The 16298-nt window shown below is 73.0% G+C and carries 21 protein-coding genes; 13 read left to right on the forward strand and 8 right to left on the reverse strand.

Annotated features, from left to right (window positions below; genetic code table 11):
* Positions 1-87 precede the first annotated feature (87 nt).
* Positions 88-762: a hypothetical protein gene (locus FH609_RS11285; protein ID WP_139667309.1), complete on the forward strand. Its 675-nt coding sequence runs from the start codon at positions 88-90 to the stop codon at positions 760-762.
* 91 nt (positions 763-853) lie between these two features.
* Here FH609_RS11285 and FH609_RS11290 read toward each other — a convergent pair whose 3' ends face one another.
* From FH609_RS11290 to FH609_RS11300, 3 genes are all read right to left on the reverse strand, one after another.
* Positions 854-1267, reverse strand: a complete 414-nt coding sequence (locus FH609_RS11290) for a hypothetical protein (RefSeq protein ID WP_139667308.1) — start codon at positions 1265-1267, stop codon at positions 854-856.
* An 80-nt stretch (positions 1268-1347) separates the two neighbouring features.
* Positions 1348-2028: a 4'-phosphopantetheinyl transferase family protein gene (locus FH609_RS11295; RefSeq protein WP_139667384.1), complete on the reverse strand. Its 681-nt coding sequence runs from the start codon at positions 2026-2028 to the stop codon at positions 1348-1350.
* Positions 2029-2036: 8 nt separating this feature from the next.
* Positions 2037-2882, reverse strand: coding sequence for a metallophosphoesterase family protein (locus tag FH609_RS11300; protein ID WP_139667307.1), 846 nt, complete (start codon positions 2880-2882; stop codon positions 2037-2039).
* A 98-nt stretch (positions 2883-2980) separates the two neighbouring features.
* Between FH609_RS11300 and soxR the strand changes: the two genes are divergently transcribed.
* A complete protein-coding gene (gene soxR / locus FH609_RS11305) occupies positions 2981-3499 on the forward strand; it encodes a redox-sensitive transcriptional activator SoxR (RefSeq protein WP_139667306.1) in 519 nt (172 codons plus the stop codon).
* A 23-nt stretch (positions 3500-3522) separates the two neighbouring features.
* Here soxR and FH609_RS11310 read toward each other — a convergent pair whose 3' ends face one another.
* Both FH609_RS11310 and FH609_RS11315 read right to left on the reverse strand, forming a co-directional pair.
* Positions 3523-4545, reverse strand: coding sequence for a LacI family DNA-binding transcriptional regulator (locus FH609_RS11310; protein ID WP_139667305.1), 1023 nt, complete (start codon positions 4543-4545; stop codon positions 3523-3525).
* Positions 4546-4693: 148 nt separating this feature from the next.
* Positions 4694-5452: a winged-helix domain-containing protein gene (locus tag FH609_RS11315; RefSeq protein ID WP_139667304.1), complete on the reverse strand. Its 759-nt coding sequence runs from the start codon at positions 5450-5452 to the stop codon at positions 4694-4696.
* A 356-nt stretch (positions 5453-5808) separates the two neighbouring features.
* Here FH609_RS11315 and FH609_RS11320 point away from each other — a divergent pair, with 356 nt between their 5' ends.
* The 6 genes from FH609_RS11320 to FH609_RS11340 all read left to right on the forward strand — a co-directional run bounded on the left by FH609_RS11320 (position 5809) and on the right by FH609_RS11340 (position 9437).
* A complete protein-coding gene (locus tag FH609_RS11320) occupies positions 5809-6075 on the forward strand; it encodes a MoaD/ThiS family protein (RefSeq protein WP_139667303.1) in 267 nt (88 codons plus the stop codon).
* A 65-nt stretch (positions 6076-6140) separates the two neighbouring features.
* A complete protein-coding gene (locus FH609_RS31600; RefSeq protein ID WP_139667302.1) occupies positions 6141-6956 on the forward strand; it encodes a hypothetical protein in 816 nt (271 codons plus the stop codon).
* Between the two features lie 177 nt (positions 6957-7133).
* Positions 7134-7856: a DUF2993 domain-containing protein gene (locus FH609_RS11330; protein ID WP_139667301.1), complete on the forward strand. Its 723-nt coding sequence runs from the start codon at positions 7134-7136 to the stop codon at positions 7854-7856.
* Positions 7857-7990: 134 nt separating this feature from the next.
* Positions 7991-8092 carry a putative leader peptide gene (locus tag FH609_RS32270; protein WP_319789588.1) on the forward strand — a complete coding sequence of 34 codons (102 nt, stop codon included), beginning with the start codon at positions 7991-7993 and terminating at the stop codon, positions 8090-8092.
* Positions 8093-8225: 133 nt separating this feature from the next.
* The gene (locus tag FH609_RS11335; RefSeq protein WP_139667300.1) at positions 8226-9065 is read left to right on the forward strand and encodes a sulfurtransferase; all 840 of its coding nucleotides are present in this window, start codon (positions 8226-8228) and stop codon (positions 9063-9065) included.
* Between the two features lie 84 nt (positions 9066-9149).
* Entirely contained in the window at positions 9150-9437 is a 288-nt protein-coding gene (locus FH609_RS11340; RefSeq protein ID WP_122183848.1) for a DUF1416 domain-containing protein, read from the forward strand.
* Between the two features lie 180 nt (positions 9438-9617).
* On the opposite strand, the gene FH609_RS11345 is transcribed toward FH609_RS11340, so the two are convergent.
* The gene (locus tag FH609_RS11345; protein ID WP_139667299.1) at positions 9618-9989 is read right to left on the reverse strand and encodes a DsrE family protein; all 372 of its coding nucleotides are present in this window, start codon (positions 9987-9989) and stop codon (positions 9618-9620) included.
* Positions 9990-10392: 403 nt separating this feature from the next.
* Here FH609_RS11345 and FH609_RS11350 point away from each other — a divergent pair, with 403 nt between their 5' ends.
* Positions 10393-10956, forward strand: a complete 564-nt coding sequence (locus tag FH609_RS11350; RefSeq protein WP_139667298.1) for an FABP family protein — start codon at positions 10393-10395, stop codon at positions 10954-10956.
* A gap of 18 nt (positions 10957-10974) precedes the next feature.
* Here FH609_RS11350 and FH609_RS11355 read toward each other — a convergent pair whose 3' ends face one another.
* Entirely contained in the window at positions 10975-11727 is a 753-nt protein-coding gene (locus FH609_RS11355) for an SDR family oxidoreductase (RefSeq protein WP_139667297.1), read from the reverse strand.
* Between the two features lie 226 nt (positions 11728-11953).
* On the opposite strand from FH609_RS11355, the gene FH609_RS11360 reads away from it, so the two are divergent.
* A complete protein-coding gene (locus FH609_RS11360) occupies positions 11954-12442 on the forward strand; it encodes a Fur family transcriptional regulator (RefSeq protein WP_139667296.1) in 489 nt (162 codons plus the stop codon).
* Between the two features lie 9 nt (positions 12443-12451).
* Positions 12452-13426, forward strand: coding sequence for a YgfZ/GcvT domain-containing protein (locus tag FH609_RS11365; protein WP_139667295.1), 975 nt, complete (start codon positions 12452-12454; stop codon positions 13424-13426).
* 28 nt (positions 13427-13454) lie between these two features.
* On the opposite strand, the gene dtd is transcribed toward FH609_RS11365, so the two are convergent.
* A complete protein-coding gene (dtd, locus tag FH609_RS11370) occupies positions 13455-13880 on the reverse strand; it encodes a D-aminoacyl-tRNA deacylase (protein ID WP_139667294.1) in 426 nt (141 codons plus the stop codon).
* 194 nt (positions 13881-14074) lie between these two features.
* On the opposite strand from dtd, the gene FH609_RS11375 reads away from it, so the two are divergent.
* Together FH609_RS11375 and FH609_RS11380 are read left to right on the forward strand one after the other, a co-directional pair.
* Positions 14075-14707 (forward strand): ABC transporter substrate-binding protein, encoded by a 633-nt coding sequence (locus FH609_RS11375; RefSeq protein ID WP_139667293.1) that lies wholly within the window; start codon positions 14075-14077, stop codon positions 14705-14707.
* A gap of 39 nt (positions 14708-14746) precedes the next feature.
* Positions 14747-15697: an asparaginase gene (locus tag FH609_RS11380; RefSeq protein ID WP_226961575.1), complete on the forward strand. Its 951-nt coding sequence runs from the start codon at positions 14747-14749 to the stop codon at positions 15695-15697.
* Positions 15698-16298 lie beyond the last annotated feature (601 nt).

Genomic DNA, 16298 nt, shown 5'->3' on the forward strand with positions numbered 1-16298 from the left:
GAACGGTCGCCCGCCCCCAACCCCTTCCATCCGGTGGGGGCGGGCGACCCCCCAATCCCCTCAGCAGCCTTGGAGAGTTGATCCGCCATGCCCGACATCGCCGTGCCCGAAGCCCTCACGACCTGGGGGCCGCGCCAGCTGCCCGTTCCCTATGCCGCGCACTGGAGTGGTGAGGGTGGCTACGGGCGGCGGGTGTCGATGCGGTTGGACGGGGCCGGCGTCTGGTACCTCGACGAGACGCCGGCCGACCGGGACGCCTTCGGCGTGCTGTGGGCCCGCGTCCAGAACACGCCCGGTCAGGGCCGGCCGGACTTCCCCGCCATGCACCCGGCACGTCAACGCCGGGCGCAGGCCGAGCGGTTGTGCCAGGTCTGCGGCGCCAGCGCCAGCCACAACCGCGACGGCTGGCTCTTCCTGATGAAGCACGACGGCGATGACCGCTACGAGGGAACCAAGACCACCAAGCCCCCGGTCTGCCTACCCTGCGCGGCCCTCGCCGTCGAATACTGTCCCCACCTCACCAAGCCCGTCGGCGTCCGCTCCCGCCGACCCAAACTCTGGGGCGTCTTCGGCACCCTCTTCACCCCCACCCCGAACACCGCCCGGCTCCAGGCCCACGTCGACCAGTACCTGCCCTACGGCCACCGCGCCACCGACTGGTTCCTCGCCTCCCAACTCGTCGTGGAACTCAAACGCTGCACCGTCGTCGACCTCGACGCCGAGTTCACCGCGCTGAACCGCTCACCCGAACCGTTCACGTGAACCGCTCACCTGAACCGCTCACCCGAACCGCCGACCCGAACGGTTCACCCGAACCGGGCCCCGCCGGCAGGCCCGTTCGCCGCCGGCCGGCTCATTCGCCGCTGGCAGCGTCCAGCATCGGCGTGTAGGTCTCCTGCTCGCCGGAGACCCAGGTCAGGCGCAGGTCGTCGCCCTGGAGCAGAACGTGGGCGCTGCGTTCGGTGAAGACCTGCTCGCCGTTGCGTTCACAACTCTCCAGCTGGATCAGGCCGTTCTCGACGGTGCCCTCGCAGGTGTCGCCCTCGCCGTTCTGGTTCTCGGTGAAGTAGACGAGGCCGGTGTTGATGGTGAGGATCGCGGACTCCTCGTCCGTGCCGGTCAGCCACACGCCGTCCAACTCGCCGGAGGCGGCCGGGCGGGCGGGTTCGGTCTCGTCGGCCTCGGCCCGGTCGGACCCGCCGGGCAGACACGCCGCCAGCGCGCCGCAACAGGTCGCCGCCACCACCGACGCCACCCAGCACCGCACGCCACGGACCCGAACGCGTTCTGCTCGCACAGCGGACACCCCCGCTCGCCGACACGGTCAGCGGCAGGCTAGCGAGGCCATCACTCCGGCAGGCCGCGAGACAGTGAAATCGCGGTAACCAACAGCCCCTCGCGGGCCACCCACCGCCCGGCGAAGCGTTGGATCTTGGTGCCGTCGACGACCGGACCCGGCACCAGCAGCTCGGCCTCGAAGGTGCGGGCTCCGGGGTCGATCGTCAGCCGCGCCTCCTCGAAGTCGAGCCACTTCGCGGTGAGCGGGTACCACACCTTGTAGACGCTCTCCTTGGCGCTGAACAGCAGCCGCTCCCAGGCGACTTCGGGGTGCGCCGCCGCGAGGCGGGCCAGCATCTCGCGCTCCTCGGGCAGCGCGATCAGCTGGACGACGCCGGCGTCGCGCAGCGGCTCGTTCGGCTCGGCGTCTATCCCGACGCCGACCACCCCGCCCGCGCCGACCCGGCCGACGGCCGCCGCGCGGTAGCCACGGCAGTGGGTCATGCTGCCGAGGAAGCCGTCCGGCCAGCCGGGCGCGCCGCGTTCGCCGGGCAGCAGCGGCACCCGGGGCCCGCCCAGCGCGGCCAGCGCCTGCCGCGCGCAGTGCCGCACGGTGGCGAACTCCCGGCGCCGGCTCTCGACGGCGCGCGCTATCGCCCGTTCCTCCTCGGGAAAGAGCGGCGGCGGCTCAGCCGGGTCGCCGAACGACTCGACGGCCGCGACCGGCGGCGGCAGCAGCGACGCGATCAGCGGCGCGGTCACCGGCTCGCCGCCCCGACGCCCGGCAGGATCGGCACCAGCCGCCCGGGCTCGGCCGCGCGCGGCTTCCACTCCCGGGGATAGCCCAGCGAGACCTCCTGGTGCGGGACGCCCCGGTACCGGATCAGCCGGGGAATGTGGAGATGGCCGTAGACCACGCAGGCCGCGCGGTAGCGCTGCGGCCACTCCTCGGTCCGCTCGGTGCCGCACCACAGCGCGAACTCCGGGTAGCGCAGCACCCGCGTCGGCTCGCGGACCAGCGGATAGTGGTTGACCAGCACGGTCGGCAGCCCCTCGGGCAGCTCGGCGGCCAGCCGCGCCTCGGTGAGCGCCAGCCGCTCGCGACACCAGCTCTCGGAGTTGGGGTGGGGCGTCGGCTTGATCATGTACTCGTCGGTGCAGATCACCCCGGCGTCCTCGGCGACCGCCATCGCCTCCGCCTTGGTCGCGGTGCCCTGCGGCCGGAACGTGTAGTCGTAGTGCAGGAACAGCGGAACGATCACCGCGGGCCCGCCCTCGCCCTCCCACACCAGGTACGGGTCCTCGGGCGTGAGCACGCCCAGCCGACGGCAGAGCGCCACCAGGTGCTGGTAACGGGCCTCACCCGTCAGCTGCACCGGGTCCTCCTTGGGCGTCCACAGCTCGTGGTTCCCCGGCACCCACACCACCCGGGCGAACCGCTCCGCGAGCAGCGTCAGGGTCCACTCGATGTCCGCCATCACCTCGCCGATGTCGCCGGCCACCAGCAGCCAGTCGTCCTCGGACTCGGGTCGCAGCCGCTCCACGACGTCCCGGTTCTCCGGGTACCGAACGTGGAGGTCGCTGATGGCAACCAGCCGTCCCATCCGCAACTCCCCCTCCGTAGCGCGCCGTTGACCAACGCTACCCGATCACGTCCGGGAGGCCCCGGGGAAGCGGCCGGGCCCGGACTACCATGGCCGGCATGGCCACCGAGAGCGCGCCACGCATCGCGAAGGAACTCACCATCGGCCAGCTCGCCGAGCGCAGCGGGGTGGCCACCTCGGCGCTGCGCTTCTACGAGGCGCAGGGGTTGATCAGCAGCCGCCGCACCAGCGGCAACCAGCGCCGCTACCACCGCGAGACGCTGCGCCGAGTGGCGTTCATCCGGGTCTCGCAGAACGTGGGGATGCCGCTGAACGCGATCCGCGAGGCGCTGGGCCGGCTGCCCGAGGGGCGCACCCCGACCCGGGCCGACTGGGCCGAGGTCTCCGCGTCCTGGCGGGCCGATCTGGACGCCAGGATCAGCCAGATGGTGCGGCTGCGGGACGACCTGACCGACTGCATCGGCTGCGGCTGCCTGTCGCTGGAGAGCTGCATGTTGGCCAACCCGTACGACGTCTGCGCCCGCGAGGGCAGCGGCCCGCGCCGGCTGCTCGCGGAGGGCGTCGGCGGCCGGGGGCCGTCCCGGGGGAAGGCCGAGTGCGAGCCGGACTGCGCCTGAGCGCGTGAGCCCCCCGGTTTCGCTCAGCGCGGGGCGGGGCAGCCGCAGGAGGCCCGCAGCCGCAGCGTCACCGGGAACTGCCGCAGCCGGTCCGGCGGCGCGCCGTTCGCGTCCCCTATCGCGAGGTCGACGGCGGCCCGCGCCATCGCCTCCCGGTCCGAGCCGACCGTGGTCAGCGGCGGATCGGTGAGCGCCGCCTCCTTGACGTCGTCGAAGCCGGCGACCGCCAACTCGCCCGGCACGTCGATCCGTAGCTCGCGCGCGGCCCGCAGCACCCCGATCGCCTGGTCGTCCGTCGCGCACACCAGCGCCGGCGGGCGGTCGGGCCCGGCCAGCAGCTCCAGCGCGATGCGGTAGGCGTCGTAGCGGTTGTACGGGGCCTTGAACAGCCGGCCCTCGGTGGGCAGTCCGGCCAACTCCATCGCCCGCCGCCAGCCGTTGACATGGTCGGTGACCGGGTCGCCCTGCTCGGGCGTCGAGTCGACGCCGCCGAGGCAGGCGACATAGGGGTGGCCGTGCTCCAGCAGGTGTTGGGTCAGCCGCTCGGCGCCGCCGATGTCGTCAAGCACCACGGCCACGTCGTCGATCGCCTCCGGCCTGCGGTGCAGCAGCACCACGCGGGCGTCCCAGGCGTCGATCTCGGCGGCGGCGTGCTCGCTGGGGCCCTGGCTGATCAGGATCAGCCCGGAGACCCGCATCCCGAGGAACGCCCGCAGGTAGTGGACCTCGCGCTCGTCCAGGTAGTCCGAGTTCCCCACCAGGACCATCTTGCCGCGCTCGGCCGCGGCCTGTTCGACGGCGTGCGCCATCTCCGCGAAGAACGGCTGCCGCGCGTCGGGCACGATCAGCCCGATGAGGTCGGTGCGTTGGGAGGCCATGGCCTGGGCGACCCGGTCGGGGCGGTACCCCAACTCCTTGATCGCGGCGAGGACCCGCTCCCTGGTGCCCGCGGCCACCGGGCGCGGTCCGTTGTTGATGACATAGCTGACGACGGCGGTGGATGTCCCCGCCAGTCGCGCCACATCGTCCCGCGTCACCTTGGCCACGGGAGGAGTCTACGCGCGCAACCGCCCCTTCGGATACGAATGTCGTATCCGAAGGGGCGGTTGCCCGGAGTTACCCGCAGGTACGCGGCGTTACTCCGAAGTAGGCGCCAACTGTCGTCGAGTTGCTGCCAGTTGCCGTCGGTTGCTGTCAGTTGCGGCGGGCGGCGGCCTCCTTGACCACCTTCTCCGCCTCGCGGGTGACCGCGCGGGCCTGCTCGTGCTCGGCGTTCTTCTCCTTCTCCGGGACCACGAAGCGGTAACCGACGTTGCGCACCGTGCCGATCAGCGCCTCGTGCTCGGGGCCGAGCTTGGCGCGCAGCCGCCGCACATGGACGTCGACGGTGCGGGTGCCGCCGAAGTAGTCGTAGCCCCAGACCTCCTGGAGCAGCTGGGCGCGGGTGAAGACCCGACCCGGGTGCTGCGCCAGGTACTTGAGCAGCTCGAACTCCTTGAAGGTGAGGTCGAGCACCCGGCCCTTGAGCTTGGCGCTGTAGGTGGCCTCGTCGACGGAGAGGTCGCCGTTGCGGATCTCCATCGGGCTGTCGTCGGCGGTCAGCTGCTGGCGGCCGGTGGCCAGCCGGAGCCTGGCCTCGACCTCGGCCGGGCCCGCCGTGTCGAGCACGACATCGTCCACGCCCCAGTCGGCGGTGACGGCGGCGAGCCCGCCCTCGGTCACGATGAGCACCAGCGGGCAGCCGGGGCCGGTCGAGCGGAGCAGCTGGCAGAGGGAACGGACCTGCGGGAGGTCCTTGCGGCCGTCGATGAGGATGACGTCGGAGCTGGGGGCGTCGACCAGGGCGGGGCCCTCGGCGGGCGCGACGCGGACGTTGTGGAGAAGCAGTTCGAGCGCGGGGAGCACCTGGGAGGACGGCTGAAGCGCGTTGGTAAGGAGTAGCAGCGAACTCATCTCGGGGGCGTTCCTTCCTCAGTCCTGGCGCGGGGACGATCGAGCGGCTCTGCCCAGAAAGCGCGAAAGGACCCGTAGTGGCGTCATCGCCCGGGTCCTGCTTGTTCAGCAGCATAGCCGAAACAATTCGGGCCGCGCAGGGGCATGTATCACACTGTTCGCCTCTCGGATTCCCCCCGGTTTCCCCGGTGTTTCGCGGCTGTTACGGCTTTCCGGCGCGGCCCGCACGGTCGCCGGTCGGTGGGCGGGTCGGTGGTCCGTCGGTGGGCCGGAGGCGCCCGGCGGCGGAGCAGGGGCCATCATGGGGCGGCACACGGCAAGCCCGGGGCGCGGGCGGCGGGCGGAGAGCGGAGACGATGGCGAGCGGCACGATCCGGTACTGGGCGGCGGCCAAGGCGGCGGCCGGCACGGCGGAGGAACCCTACGAGGCGGCCAGCCTGGGCGAGGCGCTGGACGCCGCCAGGCGCCGGCACGCCGGGAGCGCGGAGTTCGCGGCGGTGCTGGCGCGCTGCGCCTTTCTGGTGGACGGCGCGCAGGTCGGGGGCCGGGAGCACGACTCGGTGCCGCTGACCGAGGGCGGCACGGTCGAGGTGCTGCCGCCGTTCGCCGGCGGTGCCAGGTGAACGGAGTGAGCGGCGCGGGCGGAACGGGTGGGGCGGACGGGCAGGCCGGGACCGGGAGGGGACACGTGAACGCGAGGACTGCGGCGGGAACGCCGGGGGTGCCGGCGGGCGGGGCGGCCGGGGCGGCGCCGGCGCGGGCCAGGCACCGCGCCCGTTCCCCGATCATCAGCCCGGGGTGGCAGCCGGCGTTGCTGACGGCGGCGCTGGCGGGGCTGCTCGCGGCGGGCGCCGCGTTCGGGCAGGTGGCGGCGCTGCCGGCGGTGGTGCTGCTTCAAGCGGTGACGGCGGCCGGCTGGTTCCGGCTGAACGGGATGTGGCCGGCGCGGCAGGGCATCGTGCTGGCCTTCGCCGGCGGGCTGGCGGCGGACGCGGCGGTGCTCGCGGTGGACGCCTCGGACGCGCCGGGCGCGCTGCTCGGGGTGCTGGGCGTGTGGTTCCTGCTGGTGGTGGTGCTCCAGCTGCGGCACCGTGGCTCGGCGGACGAGCGGCTGGACGCGCTCACCGCGACCTCGGCCTCGACGCTGCTGACCGTGGTGGCGGGCGCGCTGCTGGCGGCGGTCGAGGTGTCGGGCGCGGCGGTGGCGGTGGCCGCGGGCGGGGTGGCGGCGGCGACGGTGGTGCGGGCCGTTCCCGGTCCCGGGGCGCTGATGTCGCTGCTCGGGCTGGCGGCGGCGCTGGGCGTGGGCGCGGTGGCGAGCGGCCAGGACATCGGCACGCCGGCGCTCGCGCTGGGCGCGGCGGGCGGGGCCTGCGCCCTGGTCGGGCTGCGGGTCGCCTCCTACGACTTCCCGTCGCGCTTCGTCCACTTCACCGCCGGGGTCGCGCTGCCGCTGACGGCGGCGGCGCCGGCCGTCTATCCGCTGGCCGTGGCGCTGCTCTGAGCGGCGCGGACGGGCTCCGAGGAGCAGCGGAAGGGGCGGGGAAAGGGATATGTCAGGTTCCTGACGGAACGTGTAACGGACCTGCTGCAAGGACCCGGCGGCGCTGTCTGGTGGCGGTGTGACGGGTTAGGCTCACGTGGCTTTTCGGACACACTTCACCTGGGGGTTCGCAACCCGATGCGCGCACTGCGAATAAGCCTGATCGTGGTCGTCGTCCTGGCCGTGCTGGCCGTGGTCGCCGACCGGGTCGCGCTCTATGTGACCCAGGGCGAGGTGGCCTCCCGGGTCCAGGACCGGCTGGGCCTGGAGAAGGAGCCGGACGTCTCGATCAACGGGTTCCCGTTCCTCACCCAGGTGCTCGGCAGCGAGCTGGACGACGTGCACCTCGGCATCAGCTCCTATGCCGCCACGGTCGACGACCAGGAGCTGAGCATCCACGATCTGGACATCGAGCTGGACAACGTCACGCTGACCGGCGGCTTCACCCAGGCGACCGCCGCCCGCGCGCACGGCGAGGGGATGATCAGCTACACCGAACTGACCCGCGCCTACGGCGAGCTGATGGCGCTGAGCGGCAACGGCTTCGGGGTGGAGTTCGAGTACGCGGGCGAGGGGCAGCTGCTGCTGGTGCTCCAGGCCAGCGCCATGGGCCAGACCCTGGACATCGGCGAGCTGGCCGGTGACCTGGTGCTGGAGGGCGGCAAGGTGACGCTCTCGGTGGACGAGGACGAGATCCCGGACGTCGGCAGCGCGGAGATGCAGGAGTCCGCCCGGGCCCAGCTCGACCAGGAGCGGACCATCGCCGGGCTGCCCGACGGGCTCGAACTGACCTCGCTCGAGCCGACCGAGGAGGGGCTGAAGGTCACGGTCGATGGCGAGAACATGACGGTGAGCGGCTGACGTTCCTTGGCGGAATCCCCGCCGGCCGCCCCAGCCGGCCCCAGTCGCCCCAGCCGTCCACATAGTGCGCGGTTTCGTCTCATCATGCGGAACGCCGGTGACATGGGGCGGCCACGCTCCGTACGATCGCGGGCATGATGCGGCAGGCGACGGGCACCCCCGCCGGGGGGCTCACCAAGCGGCGCGCGGTGGATCTCTGCCGCGTCTCGGCCATGCTCTGTCGCCGCCCCGGCTGATTCACGCCCCTCGCCGCCGCCCACGCCCCCGCCCGTGCGGCCCGCCGCCCGACCGGCCGGCGTGCGCGTCTGCGGCAGCGCACTTCGTTCCCCGTTTTCGTTCCGCCCCGAACCGCGCAAGGAGACAACCAGCATGAGCCGCAGTGACGTCCTGGTGGATGCCGACTGGGTCCAGGCCCACCTCGACGACCCCAAGGTCGTGCTCGTGGAAGTGGACGAGGACACCTCGGCCTACGACAAGAACCACATCAGGAACGCGATCCGGATCGACTGGAAGCAGGAGCTCCAGGACCCGGTCCGCCGCGACTTCGTGGACCAGGAGGGCTTCGAGAAGCTGCTCTCCGCCAAGGGCATCGCCAACGACGACACCGTGGTCCTCTACGGCGGCAACAACAACTGGTTCGCCGCCTACGCCTACTGGTACTTCAAGCTGTACGGCCACAGCGACGTCCGGCTGCTGGACGGCGGGCGCAAGAAGTGGGAGCTGGACTCGCGCGACCTGGTCGCCGAGGTGCCCACCCGCGCCGCCACCGAGTACCGCGCCCAGCCGCAGGACACCTCGATCCGCGCGTTCCGCGACGAGGTCGTCGCCGCGATCGGCGTCAAGAACCTGGTCGACGTGCGGTCGCCCGACGAGTTCAGCGGCAAGCTGCTCGCCCCGGCGCACCTGCCGCAGGAGCAGTCCCAGGTCGGCGGCCACGTGCCCAGCGCCCGCAACATCCCCTGGTCCAAGTCGGCCAACGACGACGGCACCTTCCGCTCCGACGACGAGCTGAAGGAGCTGTACTCGGGCGAGGGCGTGGACCTGGCGAAGGACACCATCGCCTACTGCCGCATCGGCGAGCGCTCCGCCCACACCTGGTTCGTGCTGCACGAGCTGCTCGGCCAGCCCAACGTCAAGAACTACGACGGCTCCTGGACCGAGTACGGCTCGCTCGTCGGCGTCCCGGTCGAGACCGGCCCGGCCAAGTAGGCCCGCCCGGACGGAAGTTCGGACGGCAGTCCAGCCCAGAAGCCCCGAAGCCCAGCAGCTCAGAAGCTCAGAAAAGGAACAGCCATGTGTGGAGCGAAGGCCGGCGGCCCGGATGCCAGCGGCGTCAAGGCCGGTGAGACCACGATCCAGGGCTCGGTGACCCGGGACGGCGAGCCGGTCACGGGCTATGTCCGACTCCTCGACGCCACCGGCGAGTTCACCGCCGAGGTGCCGACCTCGGCCACCGGACAGTTCCGGTTCTACGCGGCCGAGGGCACCTGGACGGTCCGCGCCCTGGTCCCGGGCGCGACCGCCGACCGCAGGGTGGTCGCCCAGCAGGGCGGCCTGACCGAGGTCAGCATCGCCGTCTGAAACGTCTGAACGTCCGAAACGTCCGTACGTCTAGATGTCGGTCGCACGCGACGACACGAAGGCCGCGCCCGCTGTGGGCGCGGCCTTTCCGTTACCCCGTTGGTTGTTGCCCCGTGGTCGGTCGGCGAGGTTCCTGTCTGGCGGGGTCTCCCGGTCCGGTCCGGTGGGGCCGGCGGGTGGTCAGTAGACCAGGGCCCGCACGCCGTCGGGCATGATCTCGCTCACGAAGACCTGGGCCCCGGCGATGCGCACCCCCTCGATCACGTCGTACTCCGTGATCCCCCTGCGCGCCGCGCACTGGGTGCACAGGGTGATCCGGCCACCGGCCTGGACGGCCTCGATCAGCTCCGGAAGCGGTGCCGCGTGCGGGAGTTGGAACTCCTGGGCCCGGCCGGGAAGGGCGAACCAGGCGGACTCTCCGGTCAGCCACAACGAGACGTCCACCCCGCTCGCCACGGCCACCGAGGCCACCGTGAACGCCTGCGAGCAACGTTCGGGGGCGTCCGCCCCCGCCGTCACCTTGATCACCAGCTTCTGTGCCGTCTGAGCCATGGGATCACCGTAGTCGTACGGCCCTGTGGGCTAGCGCGTCGTCCCGCAGGTAGCGCAGACCCAGTCTCCCTGCGGACCCTGATACATCGTCCCACCACAGTTTGGACAACTCATGATCACATCCTTTCCACGCGCTTAGACGCGAAGATGGCCAAACACGTTCAGTCGCGGTGATCACAAAACGGTCAAGGCGCCCGGAGGGGTCATCCACGGGCGGCCCACCCACGAAGCTTCCCCGGAGTGTGGCCACTAGACTCGGCCGCGACCGTTCTTCACATTCGGGCGCAAGGAGCTTCGCCGTGCTTGAGGCATTCTTCATCACAATGATGGTCCTGGTGGCCGTGGGCACCGCCGCGTTCACCGGCCTGGTCGTGGTGAAGCTCTACCAGGGGCAGCGCTGACCATGATCGAGATCCCGTCCGATCTCCATCCGTCGCTGGTGCCGCTCGCCTTCCTCCTCGGCACCTGGCAGGGCGCCGGGGTCGCCGACTTCCCCGGCGAGGAGGCCAGCAACTTCGGGCAGCAGATGACCTTCGCCCACGACGGCCGGGACTTCCTGGAGTACTCCGCGCGCTCCTGGCGGCTCGACGAGGCCGGCCAGCGGACCGTGCCGCTGGAGACCGAGCACGGCTTCTGGCGCGTCGACGACCAGCGCCAGATCGAGGCCGTGCTGGTGCGCGACCAGGGCGTCGTCGAGGTCTGGTACGGCGAACTCGCCGAGGGCAAGCCGCAGATCGACCTCGCCACCGACGCCATCGCCCGCACCCAGGCGTCCCCGCCCTACGCCGGCGGCAAGCGGCTCTACGGCTATGTCAACAGCGACCTGATGTGGGTCGGCGAGAAGTCCACGCCCGAGGTGCCACTGCGGCCCTATATGTCGGCGCACCTGAAGAAGGCGGTCGACCCCAGGGAGTGGATCGGCGAGCTGAAGGACCTGCCGGACGACGGCATCGCCTTCTTCAAGTAGCCCCGGTTCGCCGCCGGTTCAGGGGACGCGCAGCGCGCCGCCGTCCACCGGGATGGTGGTGCCGGTGACATAGCCGGCGGCCGGCGAGAGCAGGAACGCGGCGACCCGACCGAACTCCGCCGGCTCGCCGTACCGGCCCAGCGGGATCGCCTCCCGGGTGCGCTGCCGCGTCGCCGGATCGGCGCCGGCGTCCAGCTGCCGCGTCCGGTCGGTGGCGATCCGGCCCGGCATCAGGCCCAGCACCCGTACCCCGCGCGGCCCGAACTCGTCGGCCAGGTCCTTGGCGACCATGGCCAGCCCGGGGCGCAGCCCGTTGGAGACGGCAAGACCGGGGATCGGCGAACGGGCCGAGCTGGAGAGCACCAGGCCCAGCGCGCCGCCCTCGCCCAGCGCGGGCGCGAAGGTGCGCGCGGCGCGGACCGCACCCAGGAAGACGCTCTCGAACGCGGCCCGCCACTGCTCGTCGGTGGCCGCCGAGGCCGCCGCCGGCGGCGGCCCGCCGACCGAGACCAGCGCCCCGTCGAAGCGGCCGAACCGTTCGTTCGCCACCGCCAGCAGCCGCTCGGCGGCGTCCGGCGCCGCCAGGTCGGCGGCGAGCCCGGCGGCCCGGTCCTCGCCGAGCGCCGAGACGGCCTCGGCGACCGCCTCCGCCCCGCGCGCGGCCAGCACCACCCGGGCGCCCTCGCCGACCAGCGCCTCGGCCGTGGCCCGGCCCAGCCCCCGGCTGCCGCCGGTCACCACATAGACCCGATCGGTCAGTCCCAGATCCATCGCACACCGCCCCTTGTTCGCCTTGTGATCGTTCGCCTCGTGATCACGTTCCTCCGTGGGGACCCTATGCCGTCCCGGCCCGGACGTCCTTACGGCGGTTTGACGTCGGCGGGCGCAGGATGGGGCACGCCTCCTCGCACGGACCCCGCCGATTCCCCTCGGGTGGGGTCCGTGCCCCTCCTCCGGCCGGGGCCCGGCGCCGGATTCCCCTTCTACACTGGGCCACGTGGTGAGCACCGACTGGCAGGAAGACCTGCGCAACCGCGGCTACCGGCTGACGCCTCAGCGGCAGCTGGTGCTGGAGGCCGTCGACCGGCTGGACCACTCCACGCCCGAGGACATCCTCACCGAGGTGCGCAAGACCGCCGGCGGGGTCAACATCTCGACGGTCTACCGCACGTTGGAGCTGCTGGAGGAGCTGGGCCTGGTCAGCCACGCGCACATCGGCCACGGCGCGCCCACCTACCACCTGGCGGAGCGGCACGACCACCTGCATCTGATGTGCCGGGACTGCGAGCGGGTCATCGAGGCCGAGCTGTCCCTGGCCGAGCCGTTCGCCGAGGCGCTGCGCGAGCGGTTCGGCTTCGAGACGGACCTGCGGCACTTCGCGATCTTCGGCCGCTGCGGCAGCTGCGCGGCGCGCGCCGAGGGCGCCGGGGCCGGTCCGGGGGCCGGCGGCCCGGAGGCCGGGGAGGCGACGAACGGGACGTCGTAGGCTTGCGGTATGTCGTCCTATGCCAGTCCCCTGCTGGAGTTGCCCGGCGCGGTCGCCGCGCGGGAGCCGGACCTCGGAGTCGCCGCCCACTACGGGGATCTCTTCCGTGAACAGCGGGCGTTGGCCAAGGGCGAGGGCTTCGTCGACCTCTCCCACCGCGAGGTGGTCACGGTCGGCGGCCCGGACCGGCTGAGCTGGCTGCACCTGCTGCTCACCCAGCACGTGGAGGCGCTGGCGCCCGGGCAGGCGACGGAGGCGTTGATCCTCTCCGCCAAGGGCCACATCGAGCATGTGCTGTACCTGGTGGACGACGGCGAGACGACCTGGGCGCACACCGAGCCAGGGGCCGCCGCCGCGCTGCTCGCCTATCTGGAGAGCATGAAGTTCTTCTACCGCGTCGAGATCGCCGACCGGACCGCCGAGTTCGCGGTGGTGCACCTGCCGGCGGGGTCCATCGTCGAGGTGTCGGACGAGCTGGCGGTGCGCGAGACGCCCTACGGCCGGGACGTGTTCCTGCCGCGCGGCGAGCTGCCCGCGTTCGCGGCGGCGCACGGGCCCGCGATCGGGGTGCTGGCGTTCGAGGCGCTGCGCGTCGAGGCGCACCGCCCGCGCCTGGGTCTTGAGACGGACCACCGCACGATCCCGCACGAGCTGGGCTGGCTGGCGACGGCGGTCCATCTGCACAAGGGCTGCTACCGGGGGCAGGAGACGGTGGCCCGGGTGGAGAACCTGGGCCGGCCGCCGCGTCGGCTGGTCTTCCTCCACCTGGACGGCAGCGAGGTCACCCTGCCCGAGCCGGGGGCGCCGGTGCGGCTGGCCGCCGAAGGGCCCGAGGGTAGGGAGCTGGGGCGGGTCACCACCTCGGCCCGCCACCACGAGTTGGGGCCGATCGCGCTGGCGGTGATCAAGCGGAACGTGCCGGCGGACGCGCCGCTGCTGGCCGACCGGACGCCGGCCGCGCAGGAGTTGGTGGTCGAGCCGTAGGCCGCTGGTGCCCGCGGGTGTGCCCGGCTCAGACCTCCACCAGCACGGTGAACGGGCCGTCGTTGGTCAGGCTCACCCGCATCTGGGCGCCGAAGCGGCCGGTGGCCACGGTGGCGCCCAGCGCGCGCAGCGCGTCGCACACGGCGGCCACCAGCGGCTCGGCGATCTCGCCGGGCGCGGCGGCGGCCCAGGTGGGGCGCCGGCCCTTGCGGGCGTCACCGTAGAGGGTGAACTGCGAGATCACCAGCAGCGGCGCTCCGATGTCGGAGCAGGACTTCTCGCCCGCCAGCACGCGCAGGCCCCACAGCTTGCGGGCCAGTTTCACCGCGCTCTCCGGGGTGTCCTCGTGGGTCACCCCCACCAGGACGCAGAGTCCCTGGCCCACGATCTCGCCGACCGTCTCGCCGTCCACCGTCACGCTGGCGCCGTCGACGCGCTGTACCACCGCTCGCATGGGGCCATCATGCCGTGGGGTCGAAAGCGGCGTTCCGGGGGCTCCTCGGCCGGCGGCGGAACGTTCCGGCGTCGAACTCACAGCGCCGGATGGGTGCCAACACGCTGCACGCGGTGGGTACACAGTGACACGATGCGTGCACGGGGTACGTACCGCACCACGGCACCGAAATGGGGACGAGGGGACAATTGCGCATGATCACACCGGGACCTGGCTCGCAGCCCGCCACCGTACCGAGCGCTCGGGCGCCGCACCGGGAGGCCGGGGGTGGCCGGGGCCGGCCGGGCGAGGGCGCGGGCGTGGAACGCGTCGCCGGGCCGGGCGAGGGCACGGGGGACGCCGCCCCCTCGGGCGAGCGGCTCCGTGCGATGAGCCTGGCGCAGCTGCGCGAGCTGCGGCGCTCGGCGCAGCGCGAGGAGGCCGATCTCAGCTTCGTCCGGCGGCTGTTGCAGGGCCGGATCGACATCCTCCAGGCGGAGGCGCGGCGGCGCGGCGGGCAGGACGCGGGGCTGCTGGACCAGCTGCCGCACATCCTGGCCGACGGTCCTTCCCGGCACCGTTCCTCCGCCCGCCATGTGACGCTGGCGACGCCGGCGAGCGAGCGGTATCGGCGGCTGGCCGAGGAGGTGCTGGCCGAGGTCGAGCTGTCGGACCTGAGCGCCCTGGACGACGGGGAGTTGACGACGGCGCTGGCGCGGCTGGCGCAGTGCGAGGAGCGGGTCTCCCGGCACCGGCAGGAGCTGCACCGCACGGCGGACGGCTGCGGCGCCGAGATCGCCCGCAGGTACCGTGAGGGCGAGGTGCGGGTCGACGACCTGCTGTCCTGAACCCCTTTCCCGTCCGAAGTGCCGGAGAGGACAGAGCCGTTGAACGAAGCCCCGGGCGCCCCGCGCGTCGTTCCCGGTCCCGCCGTGCCGGTGCTGGCCGAGGTGGTCAGGTCGGGCGTGGTGGAGAGCCGGCACCGTGGGTCGCTGGTGCTGCTGGGGGCGGACGGCCGGGTGGCGTGGGCGCTGGGCGAGGTGGCCGAGCCGTTCTTCCCCCGGTCGAGCAACAAGCCGATGCAGGCGGCCGCCGTGCTGCGCGCCGGGTTGCCGCTGGGCGGCGAGCGGCTGGCGCTGGCGGCGGCCAGCCATGCCGGGGCCGAGATCCATCAGCGGCTGGCGGGGCGGATGTTGGCGGAGCACGGGTTGACGCAGGCGGCGCTGCGCTGCCCGGAGTCCGCGCCGAACTTCGGCGCCGGGCCGGGGCCGCGCGGCCGGCTGGCCATGAACTGCTCGGGCAAGCACGCCTCCTGGCTGGCGGCGAGCGTGGTCAACGGCTGGCCGGTCGCCGACTATCTCGACCCGGAGCACCCGATGCAGCGCTTCGTGCGGGAGACCGTCGTCGAGTACACGGGCGAGCCGGAGACGGCGGTCGGCGTCGACGGCTGCGGGGCGCCGCTGCTGGCGCTCTCGCTGACGGGACTGGCGCGGGCCTTCCGCGCCGCCGTGCTGAACGGGCCAGGGGACCCGCTGCGGCGGGTGGCCGACGCGATGCGGGCGCACCCGGAGTATGTGGGCGGCGAGGGGCGCCTCGACACGGTGCTGATGCGGGCCGTGCCGGGGCTGTTGGCCAAGGGTGGCGCCGAGGGCGTGCAGGCGGTGGCGCTGCCGGACGGGCGGGCGTTCGCGTTCAAGGTGGAGGACGGCTCGGCACGGGCCTCGGGCGTGCTCGCCGCGCGGGTGTTGGCGGCCCTCGGCGTGGACGCCCCCGGGGTGCCGGGGGCGCCCGTGCTGGGCGGCGGGGAGCCGGTGGGCGAGGTGCGGGCGGCGTTCTAGGGTGAACGGGGTGGGGTGGGTGCAGGGTGAACGGGGTGGGGCGCCGGGGCCCTGGGGGCCCCGGGCGCGCCCGGGCCTTCGGGTGCGGGCCGGTGGCCGGTGCGGGGCAGCCCGACTGGTCGTTTCGTTGGTTGACGAGACTCGCTGTGAGGGGTTGGGGTTCTGGCGCGGACCACGACGCCGGGCCTAGATGGCGCACGATCGGCCGGGTGCGGGCGTAACGAATACCGGCGAGGGGCTGGCTGGGAGGGGGGGCGCGGCCTCCGGGAGGTGGAGTTCGTTGCCGAACGGGGGTCAGCTCTGGCGACCGTGCCCTCCGGGCGCAGGGACTGCGGCTTGTTCGGGGGCCGGCCGGCGGCTGGGGGCGTGCGTAGCGCGCACCGGCTTCGCCGGCCTGCCCCGGCATGTCGCCCGTCTCGGATGTGACCGATCGTCGGGCGGCTTAGGGGGGCGGTGCGGGTTGGTCGTTGAGGGGTGGGTGGGTGGTGGGGTTGGGTCAATGACCACGCTGCCGCGCGAACATCGCCTGCCGGTGGGGTAGTCCGCGCCTTGTCGGCTTCCGGGCAGGGGGTGGGGGTCTCTTTCTGTAGGTGCCCGTCTA

It is taken from the genome of Streptomyces sp. 3MP-14 (genome assembly GCF_006334905.2).
GTDB lineage: Bacteria > Actinomycetota > Actinomycetes > Streptomycetales > Streptomycetaceae > Streptomyces > Streptomyces triticirhizae.